The organism is Pinisolibacter sp. DMC19, from assembly GCF_056313985.1.
The window spans coordinates 42,510-56,724 of the sequence record NZ_JBQUZF010000007.1 but is presented as its reverse complement, the minus strand read 5'-3'; the positions used below and the strand labels follow the sequence as shown (position 1 = coordinate 56,724).

General features: G+C 68.9%; 16 protein-coding genes. 12 read left to right on the top strand and 4 right to left on the bottom strand.

The window, feature by feature from the left end; translation table 11 throughout:
* Nucleotides 1-81: 81 nt before the first annotated feature.
* Nucleotides 82-1,146, top strand: a complete 1,065-nt coding sequence (locus tag ACT53U_RS16355) for a zinc-binding metallopeptidase family protein (RefSeq protein ID WP_476156867.1) — start codon at nucleotides 82-84, stop codon at nucleotides 1,144-1,146.
* A 90-nt stretch (nucleotides 1,147-1,236) separates the two neighbouring features.
* Here ACT53U_RS16355 and ACT53U_RS16350 read toward each other — a convergent pair whose 3' ends face one another.
* Genes ACT53U_RS16350 through ACT53U_RS16340 form a run of 3 tightly spaced genes read right to left on the bottom strand, consistent with a single transcriptional unit; the run spans nucleotide 1,237 to nucleotide 2,970 of the window.
* On the bottom strand, nucleotides 1,237-2,199 hold the full coding sequence (locus tag ACT53U_RS16350) for a lipid kinase (RefSeq protein WP_476156866.1): 963 nt from the start codon (nucleotides 2,197-2,199) through the stop codon (nucleotides 1,237-1,239).
* Entirely contained in the window at nucleotides 2,196-2,822 is a 627-nt protein-coding gene (locus tag ACT53U_RS16345) for an exopolysaccharide biosynthesis protein (RefSeq protein ID WP_476156865.1), read from the bottom strand. The genes ACT53U_RS16350 and ACT53U_RS16345 overlap by 4 nt, the downstream gene beginning before the upstream one ends.
* A 1-nt stretch (nucleotide 2,823) precedes the next feature.
* Nucleotides 2,824-2,970: a hypothetical protein gene (locus tag ACT53U_RS16340; RefSeq protein ID WP_476156864.1), complete on the bottom strand. Its 147-nt coding sequence runs from the start codon at nucleotides 2,968-2,970 to the stop codon at nucleotides 2,824-2,826.
* Nucleotides 2,971-3,211: 241 nt separating this feature from the next.
* Here ACT53U_RS16340 and ACT53U_RS16335 point away from each other — a divergent pair, with 241 nt between their 5' ends.
* The 7 genes from ACT53U_RS16335 to ACT53U_RS16305 all read left to right on the top strand — a co-directional run bounded on the left by ACT53U_RS16335 (nucleotide 3,212) and on the right by ACT53U_RS16305 (nucleotide 9,178).
* On the top strand, nucleotides 3,212-3,403 hold the full coding sequence (locus ACT53U_RS16335) for a CsbD family protein (RefSeq protein WP_476156863.1): 192 nt from the start codon (nucleotides 3,212-3,214) through the stop codon (nucleotides 3,401-3,403).
* Nucleotides 3,404-3,544: 141 nt separating this feature from the next.
* Nucleotides 3,545-4,105, top strand: coding sequence for an NADPH-dependent FMN reductase (locus ACT53U_RS16330; RefSeq protein WP_476156862.1), 561 nt, complete (start codon nucleotides 3,545-3,547; stop codon nucleotides 4,103-4,105).
* Between the two features lie 194 nt (nucleotides 4,106-4,299).
* Entirely contained in the window at nucleotides 4,300-4,755 is a 456-nt protein-coding gene (locus ACT53U_RS16325) for an RrF2 family transcriptional regulator (RefSeq protein WP_476156861.1), read from the top strand.
* A gap of 221 nt (nucleotides 4,756-4,976) precedes the next feature.
* On the top strand, nucleotides 4,977-6,041 hold the full coding sequence (locus ACT53U_RS16320; protein WP_476156860.1) for a sulfate ABC transporter substrate-binding protein: 1,065 nt from the start codon (nucleotides 4,977-4,979) through the stop codon (nucleotides 6,039-6,041).
* Between the two features lie 280 nt (nucleotides 6,042-6,321).
* Nucleotides 6,322-7,182 carry a sulfate ABC transporter permease subunit CysT gene (gene cysT, locus ACT53U_RS16315; protein WP_476156859.1) on the top strand — a complete coding sequence of 287 codons (861 nt, stop codon included), beginning with the start codon at nucleotides 6,322-6,324 and terminating at the stop codon, nucleotides 7,180-7,182.
* Complete coding sequence (gene cysW, locus ACT53U_RS16310; protein ID WP_476156858.1) at nucleotides 7,182-8,075, top strand: sulfate ABC transporter permease subunit CysW; 894 nt, start codon at nucleotides 7,182-7,184, stop codon at nucleotides 8,073-8,075. The genes cysT and cysW overlap by 1 nt, the downstream gene beginning before the upstream one ends.
* A gap of 8 nt (nucleotides 8,076-8,083) precedes the next feature.
* Complete coding sequence (locus ACT53U_RS16305; RefSeq protein ID WP_476156857.1) at nucleotides 8,084-9,178, top strand: sulfate/molybdate ABC transporter ATP-binding protein; 1,095 nt, start codon at nucleotides 8,084-8,086, stop codon at nucleotides 9,176-9,178.
* A gap of 82 nt (nucleotides 9,179-9,260) precedes the next feature.
* Here ACT53U_RS16305 and ACT53U_RS16300 read toward each other — a convergent pair whose 3' ends face one another.
* Nucleotides 9,261-9,830, bottom strand: a complete 570-nt coding sequence (locus ACT53U_RS16300) for an RBBP9/YdeN family alpha/beta hydrolase (RefSeq protein ID WP_476156856.1) — start codon at nucleotides 9,828-9,830, stop codon at nucleotides 9,261-9,263.
* A 547-nt stretch (nucleotides 9,831-10,377) separates the two neighbouring features.
* Here ACT53U_RS16300 and ACT53U_RS16295 point away from each other — a divergent pair.
* The 4 genes from ACT53U_RS16295 to ACT53U_RS16280 all read left to right on the top strand — a co-directional run bounded on the left by ACT53U_RS16295 (nucleotide 10,378) and on the right by ACT53U_RS16280 (nucleotide 13,475).
* A complete protein-coding gene (locus ACT53U_RS16295; protein ID WP_476156855.1) occupies nucleotides 10,378-10,584 on the top strand; it encodes a hypothetical protein in 207 nt (68 codons plus the stop codon).
* A gap of 353 nt (nucleotides 10,585-10,937) precedes the next feature.
* Nucleotides 10,938-11,978, top strand: coding sequence for a methionine ABC transporter ATP-binding protein (locus tag ACT53U_RS16290; protein ID WP_476156853.1), 1,041 nt, complete (start codon nucleotides 10,938-10,940; stop codon nucleotides 11,976-11,978).
* A complete protein-coding gene (locus ACT53U_RS16285) occupies nucleotides 11,968-12,633 on the top strand; it encodes a methionine ABC transporter permease (RefSeq protein ID WP_476156851.1) in 666 nt (221 codons plus the stop codon). The genes ACT53U_RS16290 and ACT53U_RS16285 overlap by 11 nt, the downstream gene beginning before the upstream one ends.
* Before the next feature lie 44 nt (nucleotides 12,634-12,677).
* Nucleotides 12,678-13,475 (top strand): MetQ/NlpA family ABC transporter substrate-binding protein, encoded by a 798-nt coding sequence (locus tag ACT53U_RS16280; protein ID WP_476156850.1) that lies wholly within the window; start codon nucleotides 12,678-12,680, stop codon nucleotides 13,473-13,475.
* Nucleotides 13,476-14,215: the final 740 nt, after the last annotated feature.

Genomic DNA, 14,215 nt, shown 5'->3' with positions numbered 1-14,215 from the left:
TATCGTTCGCGACGGGGGCCTCGTGCCGCCGCCGTGCCGCCGCGTTCGACGGGGGCGTCCGACCTTCCAAGGAGGGCCCACGTGCGCCTCTTTTCCTGCGACGAATGCGCCAACGTCGTGCACTACGACAATACCGCCTGCCTCGCCTGCGGCCACCGGTTGGGCTTTCGCCCGGACACGGACCGGCCGACGGCGCTCGTGCCGGGCGACGGCGTCTGGATCTCGTCCCGCGACGGCGGCCGTTGGCGCCTCTGCGCGAATGCCGATCCGTTCGGGTGCAATCGCATCCTCGCCGCCGACGGGACCGACACCCTGTGCGACGTGTGTCGCCATCACCGGACGATCCCCCCGCTCGACGATGCCGAAGCCGTCGAGGGCATGCGGCGGATCGGCATCGCCGAGCGCCATCTCTTCCATTCCCTGCGCCGTTGGGGGCTCGCCTGTCCGACCAGGGCCGAGGATCCCGTGGCGGGCCTCGCCTTCGACTATCTCGCCGAGGTCGAGGAACAGGGCGGCGCGGCGAAGCCGGTCGTCACCGGTCACGCCGACGGGATCGTCACACTCGCCGTCACCGAGGCCGACGACGTCGAGCGCGAGGCGCGGCGGACGCGGCTGGGCGAACCCTACCGGACGTTGCTGGGCCATCTGCGCCACGAGATCGGCCACTACTGGTGGGATCGGCTCGTGCGCGACGGCGGGCGGATCGACGCCTTTCGCACCGTCTTCGGCGACGAGAGCGCCGACTATGCGACGGCGTTGCACCGGCACTACGACGGCGGACCGCCGATCGGATGGCAGGAGACCTTCGTCAGCGCCTATGCCTCGTCGCACCCCTGGGAGGACTTCGCCGAGACCTGGGCCCACCACATGCACATGGTGGATGCCCTCGACACCGCGTCGGCCTTCGGCATCGCGCTCTCGCCGCAGGGGCGCGCGGCCGACACGCACGCGCTGGAGGTCGACTTCGACCCCTACCGCCAAGCCGACTTCCGCACCCTGGCGACGGCCTGGCCGCGCCTGACGGTGGCGGTCAACGCCGTCAATCGCTCGCTCGGCCAGCCCGACGTCTATCCCTTCGTGCTGACGCCGAAGATCGAGGCGAAACTGGCCTTCGTCCACGATCTGGTGAGAGAGGCGCGATGCTGAGACGGGGCGGCGGCCGCGGCGTCGCCAGAAGCAGGAGGGCGCCGATCCCGAAGGTGACGGCCTGGACCATCATGTGGATCACCGCGGAGATCATGAACGTTCGGGACGTGTCTGGTCTCCTCTGTTCGTGTGTCCGGGGTTTCGACGCGGTTCAGATGAGTTCGTTCCGGGCGCGACGGGCGCGAAGATGCGGACGGCGCCGGGGAGAACCCGACAGACCGCCGGCGTGCGGGTCAGAACCTCGCCGTCGACGCTGATCGAGCGCGGACGCCGCGTCAGGATCTCGAAGCGCGTTCCGCTCAGGGCGCGCACTTCGGGTCTCACGCCGTGCCGACCTCGCGGGAAGGAGCCGGCGATGCCGAGCAGTCGCCACACCGCCGGGAATTCGAGCGAATAGAGATCGAGCCGCCCGTCGTCGATCGCGGCGGTCTCTTCCACCACCATGCCGCCGCCGTAGTGGCGTCCGTTGCCGACGGCGATCTGGAGCGTCTCGACCGCGATCGTCTCGCCCGTCTCCGTCAGGATGGTGGCGCGGAACGGCCGCGCGTCGACGATCGCACGCAGGAGCGCGAAGAGATAACCGAGGCGGCCGAACCGACGTTTGACGCCGCTCTCCAGTCGATCGGCGAGCGTGACCGACAGACCGAGACTGGCGACGTTGAAGTAGAGGTGGCCGTTCACCTCGCCGAGGTCGACGCGGCGCGCCCTACCCTCGGCGATCACCTGCACCGCCGCCGCGGGGGCGAGCGGCAGCGACAGCGTCCGGGCGAGATCGTTGCCGGTTCCGGCCGGCACCAGCCCGATGGGCAGGCCGGTCGCCAGCGCGGCGGCGGCGACCGAGTTCGCCGTGCCGTCTCCGCCGACGGCGACGATCATGTCGGCCTCGTCGGCGAGCGCCGACACCCGGTCGCGAAGCTCGCGGGCGTCGCGGCCCTGCACCCGTACGCATTCGATGCCGTTTCGAGCAAACGCCTCGAGCGCCGGGGCCAGCACCTCGGCACCGCGTCTGGCGTTCTCGTTGGCGACGACCAGCGCGCGTCGGCGTCCGGTCATGCGAGCCGCCCTCCCATCAGGTCGAACAGACCCTCGATCAGGCTCGCGCCGACGAACAGGAGCGCGATCGTCCAGGCGATCGCCGCCAGTCCGACGAGGCCGGACAGGGCGAGCGCGACCCCGTCGCGCATCAGCAGAGACGCGGCGACCGCGACGATCGCGACGACCGGCGGCACGTTGCCGAGCGGGATCGGCAGGGCGACGGCGAAGCCGAGGAGCGCGATCAGCACGGCGGCGACGCGGCGTGCGCCGTCCCCCGCCAGGTCCTGTCGGCGCCCGGCCCGGAACAGTCGGCGCAGTCCGTCGAGAAACGGCAGCACCTTCCGCAACGCCGCCCGCAGAGCCCCCGCGGGAAGCGCGAACTCGGCGAAGGCGTTCGGAAGACGCAGGCGATCGAAGCCCCATGCGCACTGGATCGCGGCGATCACCACGAGCGTCCCGAAGGCCATGCCCCAAGGGCCGGGCACGGGGATCAGGGGCGGCAGGGCGAGCACGATGAACAGCAGCGGAAAGCCCGCCGTGCCGAGCATGTCGACCAGATCCCCGACCTTCAGCCGTCGCCCGTCGACCAACTCCCCTTCGAGGCGCCGCAGCGTCTCGAAGGCATCGGCCGAGGTCTTCAAATCACTTCTCCTTCACCGAGATGCCGTTGTTGCCGATCGAGATCTCGACCCCGTCCGGCTGCTTTCGCTCTTCGTGGAGTTGCCAGCCGAGAACACCGACGGCCACGACGAGGACGACGACGACGGCAACGAGCATCTGACGAGTCATGGGAACCCTCGTGGTTGGGGTGGGCGATCTTCGAGCGCCCTCGTCCGAGAAACGCACGGAGGCGCGAGAAGTTCCCGCCGGCACGATCGGCGAACCGGCCGCGACGAATATCCCGCCGCATCGGGAACCGCTTCCGCACGTCGGACGTTGTGGGGACAGTCGACCGCAGAAGCCGCGACGCACGGCATCACGAAGCGATGGACGAGACCCCGAACGACGGAAACGACGAAAGGAGCGTCCCATGAGCGCCACCACCGACAAGATCAAGGGCTATGCCAACGAGGCCGCCGGCAAGGCGAAGCAGGTCGCAGGCAAAATCCTGGACGACGACCGGCTGAAGGCCGAAGGTCTCATCCAGGAAGCCAAGGGCGACCTGCAGAAGGCCGTCGGCGCCGGCAAGGCGAAGCTCGCGAAGGCCGTCGACGAGATGTGACGCCATCGGCATCGCCGAAGAGCACCGTCCGACGGGAAACCGTCGGGCGGACGTTCTGCGTTCGGCGTCGCCGGCATCGGCACGACGGGTCGTCGAACCGGCCGCCGCCACGCAGTCCATGCACCAACGAAAGGAAGAGACATGTCCAGACACAACGTCGCCGTGATCGTCGGAAGCCTGCGCAAGCATGCCTTCACCGGGCAACTGGCCGCCGCGCTCGGCGGGCTGGGCGAAGATCGCCTCGCTCTGTCGCTCGTCGAGATTCGCGATCTGCCGCTCTACGATCCCGACCTCGACGAAGGCGTCGCCCCCGTCGCCTGGACCGCCTTTCGCGCGGCGGTGAAGCCCGCCGATGCGGTGCTGTTCGTGACGCCCGAATACAATCGTTCCGTCCCCGGCGCCCTGAAGAACGCGATCGACGTCGGATCGCGCCCCTACGGCGCCAGCGTCTGGTCGGGCAAGCCCGCCGCGGTGATCTCGTTGACGCCCGGCACACTCGGTGCCTTCGGCGCCAATCACCACCTGCGCCAGTCGCTCGTCTTCCTCGACATGCCGACCCTGCAGCAGCCGGAAGCCTATCTCGGCGGCGCCGGCACGATGTTCGCGCCCTCCGGCGGCTTCGCCGATCCCAAGACGGAGGCCTTCATGAAGTCCTATCTCGCCGCCTTCGCAGACTGGATCGACCGCGCGAAGAAGGCGTGACCCGTCGGCGGGCGACGACGGGTCCCCGAACGGCTGTTCTGCAGGACGCGCGCCCCCGCCGCGGGCGTGAACGACGGACGATCGCGTCCGCGGCACCGGCGCGGTCGGGCGCCGCGGCGCCGGCGCCGGCGCGCGAGACATATTGATCGACACCGGGCGAACGACTATCGAGAGGAAGATCGGAGGCGTTCGCGGTGTTGACCAAGAAGGGCAAGTACGGGCTCAAGGCCATGGTGTATCTGGCGCGGCTCGACGCCGGCCTCTCCGCGCAGTCGGCCGAGATCGCCGCGGCCGAGCACATTTCCAAGAAGTTCCTCGACGCCATCCTGCTCGATCTCCGGAATGCCGGCTTCGTCCGCTCCAAGAAGGGGCCGGGCGGCGGCTACGGTCTCGCGCGCGACGCCCGCGACATCGCCGTCGGCGCGATCGTACGTGCGCTCGACGGGCCGCTCGCGCCGATCGCCTGCGCCAGCCGCACCGCCTACCAACCCTGCGACGACTGCGACGATCTCGCCGGTTGCGCCGTCCGGCTCACGATGCTCGAAGTACGCGACGCCATGGCGAAGGTGCTCGACAATCTGACCCTCGCCGACATGGCCTCGCAGTCGGCCTCCGGCGCGCCCCCCGTGGATCGCGCCTTCGGTCGCTGACCGACGTCGAGCGCTCTGCCTCGCCCGACGCCGACGTGCTCTGCGACCGGCGGAGAAACGCCCCCCTCGAAGCCGGACGTCTCGCACCGCGAGGGGAACGGCATTGCGCGTCCCGCCCTGCCGCAGGCAAGTCGTTTCGATCTCCGTGAATCTATGGAATAGACATAATCTATGGCATAAGTAGTCTTTGTGGCATATCCTCTTCTCAGACGGAGACGCCCATGCCGCCCTCGATCTCCATGCTTCGATCCCGCCGCTCCGCCCTCGCCCGTCTGCGGGATCTGGCGGTCGTCACCGCCGCCTTCGGCATGGTGCTCGGCGCCACGGTCTTTGCTCGCGCCGAAACCTCGCTCCTGAACGTCAGCTACGACCCGACCCGGGAGTTCTACAAGGAGGTGAACCAGGTGTTCGTCGCCGAGTGGAAGGCGAAGACCGGCGAGACCGTCTCGATCAAGGCGTCGCACGGCGGCTCGGGCAAGCAGGCGCGGTCGGTCATCGACGGGCTCGACGCCGACGTGGTGACGCTGGCGCTCGCCGCCGACATCGACGCCATCGCCAAGCACACCGGCAAGCTGCCGGCCGACTGGCAGAAGCGGCTCGCCAACAACTCCTCGCCCTACACCTCGACCATCCTCTTCCTCGTCAAGAAGGGGAACCCGAAGGGCATCAGGAACTGGTCCGACCTGGTGAAGCCCGGCGTCGAAGTGATCACGCCCAACCCGAAGACCTCGGGCGGCGCGCGCTGGAACTACCTCGCCGCCTGGGCCTGGGCGGCCAGGGAATACAAGGGCGACGACGCCAAGGTGCGCGGCTACATCGCCGAGCTGTTCAAGCACGTGCCCGTCCTCGACACCGGCGCCCGCGGCTCGACCACGACCTTCGCCCAGCGCGGTCTCGGCGACGTGCTGCTCGCCTGGGAGAACGAGGCCTATCTCGTCTTCGACGAGTTCGGCGCCGACAAGTTCGACATCGTCGTGCCGCCCTATTCGATCCTCGCCGAGCCGCCGGTGGCGCTGGTCGACGGTGTGGTCGACGCCAAGGGCACCCGCAAACAGGCCGAGGCCTATCTCGCCTTCCTCTATTCGGAGAAGGGCCAGAACCTCGCCGCCAAGCACCACTATCGCCCGTCGAACCCCGCCGGCGTCGACAAGGCGTTGCTCGACCGCTTCCCGAAGGTCGAGCTGATCTCGATCGACGATCCGCTGTTCGGCGGCTGGGGCAAGGCGCAGGCCTTCCACTTCGGCGAAGGCGGCACCTTCGACCAGCTCTACAAGCCGGCGAACTGACCCGCACCGGCTCGACGAGAGGGGCTCCCTCGTGTCCGCACGAGGGGCCTCGTTTCGCGAGACGGGCGCAGCTCTCACCCTCCCCTCAGGGGAGGGTGGCCCGCAGGGCCGGGTGGGGTGAGCGGCGGTGCGGTAGAAGCAGAGGCCGCCGAGGCTACGCCCGATCGGCCTGCCTTCGGCCTCACCCCACCCCCTACCCCTCCCCTAAGGGGAGGGGAGAAGCGCCGACGTTCGGCGCTCCGCCGTCCGCCCGTCGCCGAGACCAACGACCAGAGGCTCCATGACCGACGTCCCCGCCTCCCCCCGCACCGCTCCGCGTCGCGCGCCGCTCGTCTCCGGCGTCCTGCCGGGGTTCGGCCTCGCCTTCGGCTGGACCGTGGTCTGGCTCTCCTTCGTCGTGCTGATCCCGCTCGCCGCGCTCGTGCTGAAGGCATCCGGCCTCGGCATCGACGGATTCGCCAAGCTGCTCGCAAGCCCGCGCGTGCTCGCCGCGCTCGAACTCTCCTTCGGCGCGGCGCTGATCGCGGCGGCGATCAATGCCGTCTTCGGCGTGCTCGTCGCCTGGGTGCTGACGCGCTACCGCTTCCCCGGCCGCAGTCTGGTCGACGCCGCCGTCGACCTGCCCTTCGCGTTGCCGACCGCGGTCGCCGGCATCACGCTCGCCGCGCTCTTCGCCAGGAACGGCTGGATCGGCGCGATCATCGAGCCGATGGGGATCAAGGTCGCCTATTCCCGCCTCGGCGTCGTGGTGGCGCTGGTCTTCGTCGGCCTGCCCTTCGTCGTGCGCACGGTGCAGCCGCTCCTCGCCGATCTCGACCGCGAGGTCGAGGAAGCCGCCGCCACGCTCGGCGCGAGCCGCGCGGCGACCGTCTTCCGCGTCTTGCTGCCGCCGCTCGTCCCGGCGGTGCTGACCGGCTTCACGCTCGCCTTCGCGCGCGGCGTCGGCGAATACGGCTCGATCGTCTTCATCGCCGGCAACATGCCGGGGCTGACCGAGATCGCGCCGCTCCTCGTCGTCATCAAGCTCGAGGAGTTCGACTACGTCGGGGCGACCGGCGTCGCCGTCGTCATGCTGGCGGTCTCCTTCGCCCTGCTCTTCGCGATCAACGCCCTGCAACACTGGACCGAGAAGAGGTGGTGATGGCGACCGACCAGAGGTTCCCGCTCGATCCGCCCCGCCCGCGGGCCCTGCCGGTGCCGCCGCCGATCGGCGAGACCGCAGGCGCGCGCCGCGTCCTCGTCGCGTTGGCGATCGCCTTCCTCGCGCTGGTGCTCGCCCTGCCGATCGCCGGCGTCTTCACCGAAGGCCTGCGCAAGGGGCTCGGCGCCTATTTCGCCGGCTTCGCCGATCCCGACGCCCTCGCCGCGATCCGGCTGACGCTTCTCGTCGCGGCGATCTCGGTTCCGGCCAATCTGGTGTTCGGCATCGCCGCCGCCTGGGCGATCACCCGCTTCGCCTTCCCCGGCCGCAACCTGCTCGTCACGCTGATCGACCTGCCCTTCTCGGTGTCGCCGGTCGTCTCGGGCCTCGTCTTCGTGCTGCTCTTCGGCGCCAACGGGTTGGTCGGTCCGTGGTTCAAGGCGCACGGGATCCAGGTGATCTTCGCGGTCCCCGGACTGGTCCTCGCCACGATCTTCGTCACCTTCCCCTTCGTCGCCCGCGAGCTGATCCCGATCATGCAGGCGCAAGGGGCGGCCGACGAGGAAGCGGCGCTGACGCTCGGCGCCTCGGGCTGGACGATCTTCACCCGGGTGACGCTGCCCAACATCAAGTGGGGCCTGCTCTACGGCGTGCTGCTGTGCAACGCCCGGGCGATGGGCGAGTTCGGCGCGGTGTCGGTCGTCTCCGGCCACATCCGCGGCCAGACCAACACCATGCCGCTGCAGGTGGAGATCCTCTACAACGAGTACGACTTCGTCGGCGCCTTCGCGATCGCCTCGGTCCTGGCGGTCCTCGCGCTCGTCACCCTCGTGCTCAAGACCTTCCTCGAATGGCGATACGGCGACGAACTCGCCCGTTCGACCCGGCACTGAGGCACCCCATGGACATTCACATTCGCGGCCTCGCCAAGGACTTCGGCGACTTTCCCGCCCTCCACGGGCTCGATCTCGACATCCGCTCGGGCGAGTTGCTGGCGCTCCTCGGCCCTTCGGGTTCCGGCAAGACGACGCTGCTGCGCGTGCTCGCCGGCCTCGAGCAGCCGAGCGCGGGGGTCGTCCATTTCGGCGAGGAAGACGCCTCGCTCCTTCCCGTGCGCGAACGTCGCGTCGGCTTCGTCTTCCAGCACTACGCCCTCTTCCGCCACATGACGGTGGCCGAGAACATCGCCTTCGGCCTCACGGTCAAGCCGAAGTCGGAGCGGCCGAGCGGCGCCGAGATCAAGCGGCGGGTCGACGAACTGCTCGACCTCGTCCAGCTGCCGACGCTCGCCAAGCGCTATCCCTCGCAGCTCTCCGGCGGCCAGCGTCAACGCGTGGCGCTCGCTCGGGCGCTTGCGGTCGAGCCGCGCGTGCTCTTCCTCGACGAACCCTTCGGCGCGCTCGACGCCCAGGTGCGCAAGGATCTGCGCAAGTGGCTGCGCGAGATCCACGACCACACCGGCTACACCACCGTCTTCGTCACCCACGACCAGGACGAGGCACTGGAACTCGCCGACCGGGTGGTGGTGTTGAACAAGGGCCGGATCGAGCAGATCGGCACCCCCGACGAGATCTACGACGCCCCCGCCTCGCCCTTCGTCTTCGACTTCATCGGCGACGCCAGCCGCATCCCCGTCACCGTCGAACACGGCCGGGCGAAGGTCGGCGACACCGTGCTCGATCTCGGCGTCGACGTGCTCGGCGCCGGCCCCGCGACCCTCTGGGTGCGGCCGCAGCACTGGGCGATCGGCCCCGACGCGGCCGGCGGCCTCGCCGGCACCGTCACCGGCCACCGTCGCCACGGCGTCGCCCGCCGCCTCGGCGTCGCGCTGACCGGCGGTACGGCGCTGGAGATCGACGTCGTCCCGGAACTCCAGGTGGCGATCGGCGACGTCCTGTCGCTCGCGCCGACCCGCTGGCGCCTGTTCTTCGACGACGGCCGCTCGGCGAGCGGCGCCGCGACGCGATCGAACGCGACGAGCCGCATCGCCGGCTGAACCGATGCCGGACCGACCAAACGAAGAGGGGTGGCGATGATCTCGCCGCCCCTCTTCGCGTTCCTGCCCACGCGCCGCCGTCTCAGCCGGCCCGCGCCGCCGTGAGGCGGACCCGGCCGCCCTCCATCCGGCGCAACCGATCGAGCAGCGCCAGTCCCTCGTCCCAGCGGCCGAGCCCGCTGTCGGCATTGACGTGGCCGACGCGTCCGACGTCGATCAGCGCCGCCTCCCACATGTCGGCGAGGACGGTCGATCGGGCGAACTTCATCCACGGATCGTCGCGACTGGCGACGACGATCGCCGGGCGCCCGAGCGGCGCGGTCGGCAACGGGGCGAAGGCGGCGACGTGCGGCCCCTTGCGCCGATGCAGTTCGACGTCGGCGGGCGCGACCAGCAGCAGCCCGGCGATCGGCAGGTCGGGCCGCCGCGCCGCCAGATGAACGGCGAGGACGGCGCCCAGACTGTGACCGGCGATCGTCGCGCCGGGATTGTCCTCGACCGCGCGCTCGACGCGGGCGAGCCAGCCTTCGAGATCGGGCCGATCCCAGTCGTCCTGCTCGACGAGGACCATGTCCTCGACCTCGGCGAGCCAGCGCCTCTGCCAATGGCCGGGCCCCGACCCGTGGAGCCCCGGAAGCAGCAATGTGGTCATCGGGTCCTCCCGGATGGGTCTGCGACGACGGCCCGCGGCCGCGATTTCCGAGGAGTCTAGCCCGCGGCGGCGGCCGGCGCGTGGGCGGGCGTTCCAAATCGCCCACGCCGACGTCATTCGTTTTCCAAGACCGGCGAGCCGGCCGAAAGCCGCACCCCGACCGGGGCATCGACATGCCGACCCGCCGCGACGATATAATCTACAAAAAAAGTATTTTATTTTTCCGGCGCTCGGAAATTCGCAAGCCGTTTCGTCGCGATCGGCGGCGAAGAGAGGCATTCTGAAAGGGTCGAGACGGCTCGGACCGGAGCGATCGCGGGATTTGTCGGAGCAGCTTGCACCGCGTCACCAAGGCTAAAAGCACCACGAAGGGTTTCGTGGGCTCCTCGTCCTCGGAGGTACCCATGTCCACGACCTGTCGCAGCGACCGCTGATCTGCCCGTCGCACCGATCGCTCCGCCCGGACCGCCGCGCACGAAGCGGCTCACGGCGGATCGCCCCCTTCGCCATCGTTTCAGAGGACGCCGCGCGAGCGGCGAACGACGCCATGCACATCGCCTATGCCATCGACGTCCATCACCAGACCGCCGGAGTCGCGGTCGGCGAGCCGGGCGACTTCAAGTTCTTCTCCTCCGCCCCCACCTTCGATCGCCTCGAGGGTCGGATCTTCCGCTCGCTCGATCAGGTCACCCGCGCCGCGCGCGAGCTCGCCGTCACGCACCGTGTCCGCGGCATCGCTTCGCATCGGCATTGACCCGCCGGCCGGCCCGACGCCGGCCCGCGGCGTCCGGCGTGGAGGGGCCATGCACCCGATGCATGGCCCACTCGCCCGCTCCGCCGAAAGCCGTTTCCAGCGCACTGCCGCGGGGGCTTCCACACGCTTCGGAACGGCCGCGTTCCATGGAATCTGATTTCCCGCTCCCGATGGGATCGAGGATCGAAATGCGTTTCCAATTCTCCGTTGCCCGAAGCCTGTCGGTTGGAAACGAATTTCTCTAGCATGGCCCGAGACATCGACAGGCGACGGAGCTGCCAGTGACCACGGAATCGACGGCCGAGCCGAGTGCGGCACGGCCCATCCCCTTCTCCCGCGACGCACGCGCCCCCATGGTGAGGCTCGCCGGCGTGACGCGGATCTACCCGAAGACCGCGACCAGCGCGGAAGTGACGGCACTCGCCGACGTCGATCTCGAGGTCTACCCCGGCGAGATCTATGGCGTGATCGGGCGTTCCGGCGCCGGCAAGTCGACCCTGATCCGCACCGTCAACGGCCTCGAGCAGCCGACGCGCGGGACCGTCACCGTCGACGGCGTCGAGATCACCGCGCTCGACGGCAGCCGCCTGCGCGCCGAACGGCGCAAGATCGGCATGATCTTCCAGCACTTCAATCTGGTCTCCTCGCGCAGCGTCTTCGACAACGTCGCCCTGCCGCTCGAATTCGCCGGCGTCGACCGACGGACGATCGAGGCGACGGTGGCACCGCTGCTCGACCTCGTCGGCCTCGCCGACAAGCGCGCACGCTATCCGGTGGAACTCTCCGGCGGGCAGAAGCAGCGCGTCGGCATCGCCCGGGCGCTCGCCACGCGCCCCAAGGTGCTGCTCAGCGACGAGGCCACCTCGGCGCTGGACCCGGAGACGACGCGCTCGATCCTGGCGCTCCTCGCCCAGGTCAACCGTGAGCTCGGCGTCACCATCCTGCTCATCACCCACGAGATGGAGGTGGTGAAGGAGATCTGCGGCCGGGTCGGCGTCATCGAGGCGGGCCGCATCATCGAACAGGGGCCGGCCTACGAGGTCATCACCCAGCCGAAGACCGAGACGGCGCGGTCCTTCCTCGGCACGCTCACCGGGCGGGCCCTGCCGCCGTTGCTGGCCGAGCGTCTGCTCGGGTCGCGCGAAGGCGCCTCGCGCGCCGTGCTGCGCCTGCTCTTCACCGGCGAACAGGCGGAAGAACCGACCATCGCGCGCCTGTCGCGACGGTTCGGCACCGACGTCGCCATTCTCCAGGCCCAGGTCGACGAGATCGCCGGGCGCCCCTTCGGCTCGATCACCGTGGCGATCGATGCCGCCCATGCCGACGACGCGGCTCTCCAGGCCTTCCTGGCTGAGTCCGGTGTCACCGTCGAAAGGATCGGTCATGTCGCCTGAACTCCTGCGGCTCGTCTGGAGCGCGACGCTCGACAGTCTCTACATGGTGGCGGTGTCGGGCCTCCTCGGCACGCTCTTCGGCGCGCCCCTCGGCGTCTTCCTCGCCACCTCGGGCAAGGGCGAGCTCTTCGCCGCGCCGATCGCCAACCGCATCCTCGGCCTCGTGGTCAACGCCACGCGCTCGACGCCCTTCATCATCCTGGTGGTGGCGATCATCCCCTTCACCCGGGCGATCGTCGGCACCTCGATCGGCACCTCGGCGGCGATCGTGCCGCTGACCATCGCCGCCACGCCCTTCATCGCCCGCATCGTCGAGGCGGCGATCCGCGAGGTCGATCACGGCCTGATCGAGGCCTCGCTCGCCATGGGCGCGACGCCGCTGCAGGTGGTCCGCAAGGTGCTCGTCCCCGAGGCGCTGCCCGGCATCACGCTCGGTCTGACCCTGACGATCGTCACCCTCCTCGCCAATTCCGCCATGGTCGGCGCGGTCGGCGGCGGCGGCCTCGGCGATCTCGGCATCCGCTACGGCTACCAGCGTTTCATGCCGGAAGTGATGGCGATCGTCGTCGTCGTGTTGATCGTCCTCGTCCAGGGCGTCCAGTCCTTCGGCGAGACCCTCGCCGCCCGCGTCAACAAACGCATCCGTCGCGGCTGAACGGCCGCCTCCGTCCCCGATCCGAAACCGAAGGATCCGTTCCCATGATCACCCGTCGTACGCTTCTCTCCGCCGTCGCGGCGGCCGGCCTCCTCGCCGCCGCCGCCCCCGCCACCGCGGAGTCCGTCAAGATCCGCATCGCCGCGACGCCCGGCCCGCACGCCCAGATCCTCGAGGCGGTGAAGCCGGTCGCGGCCAAGAAGGGCATCGATCTGCAGATCGTCGAGTTCTCCGACTACGTCGTGCCGAACGTCGCGCTCGACAGCGGGGAGATCGAGGCGAACTCGTTCCAGCACCAGCCCTATCTCGACAATCAGGTGAAGGACCGCGGCTACAAGATCGTCTCGGTCGGCCGCACGGTGAACTTCCCGATGGGCTTCTATTCCAAGAAATACAAGAACTTCGACGAGATCCCGGCGGGCTCGAAGATCTCGATCCAGAACGATCCGACCAACGGCGGCCGCGCCCTCCTGCTCCTGCGCGACAAGGGCCTGATCTCGCTGAAGGACGGCGTCGGCGTGAAGCCGAGCCCGCTCGACATCGTCGAGAACCCGAAGAAGTTCCAGTTCATCGAGATCGACGCGGCCCAGTCGCCGCGCGCCCTCGACGACGTCGCCGCCGCCGCGATCAACACCAACTACGCGACCCAGGCCGGGCTCGATCCGGTCAAGGACCCGATCCTGCGCGAGAACCCGGACGGGCCCTACGTCAACGTGATCGCCGTGCGCGTCGCCGACAAGGACAAGCCCTGGGTCAAGGATCTCGTCGAGGCCTATCGCTCGGCCGAGGTGAAGGCTTTCATCGCCGACACGTTCAAGGGCGCCGTCCTGACCTCCTGGTGAGGTCGCACGTCCGGACGGTTCGACGAGGCTCGTTCTCGCTCCCCATGGCGGAAGCGGGGAAGAGCCTCGCCGCGGCGTGCCGGGCCTTCGTCCGGACGATCGCGTCGAGCCGTCGGCGGTTCGCGGTCGGTCGGGCTCTGGACACACGGACGCGCCGTGGGGGAGCGGACGGAACCGCGCGCTCCGCACCGCGAGCCAAGCCGCGATCGGCGATTGTCGTTCGCCGGCCAAGTCGGCACGGCGCCACCGCCCCACCGTTTGCCTCTTGAACGCGAAAAGCCCCTCCGGATTTCATCCTGGAGGGGCTTTTTTGTTTGGTTGCGGGGGCCCGCAATGCCCGAGACAAGCTTTGCCCGAATAGCTCTCGTTACTTTCTCGGAAAATCAAAAATTACATAGCAGGGTGCCAAAGAGGTCGCCATCGCTCGCAGACGAATGATGATCTTCGCCCTTGTGAATAAATATATGCCTGACGAGGCGACCGCCGGAGCCGAGATCGCAAACGTGACGACGCGCGAAAATTGCGCCCGCGATTAATTTGCGGCCTTTGATTTTTTTCCTTTTTCGAGAAGTACAGCAAATTACTACCAGTCGGTGTGGCTCCTTCCGTCGGTGCCGCTTTGCGTCATCAGCGACGAAAGCGAATGCAGGTTCTCGAGAGCCACCTCACAGATCCTCCCCCAAGCCCCCGGACGACGAGCGTAGATTTTCAATTATTTTTGAAAATTCAAAAATTTATTA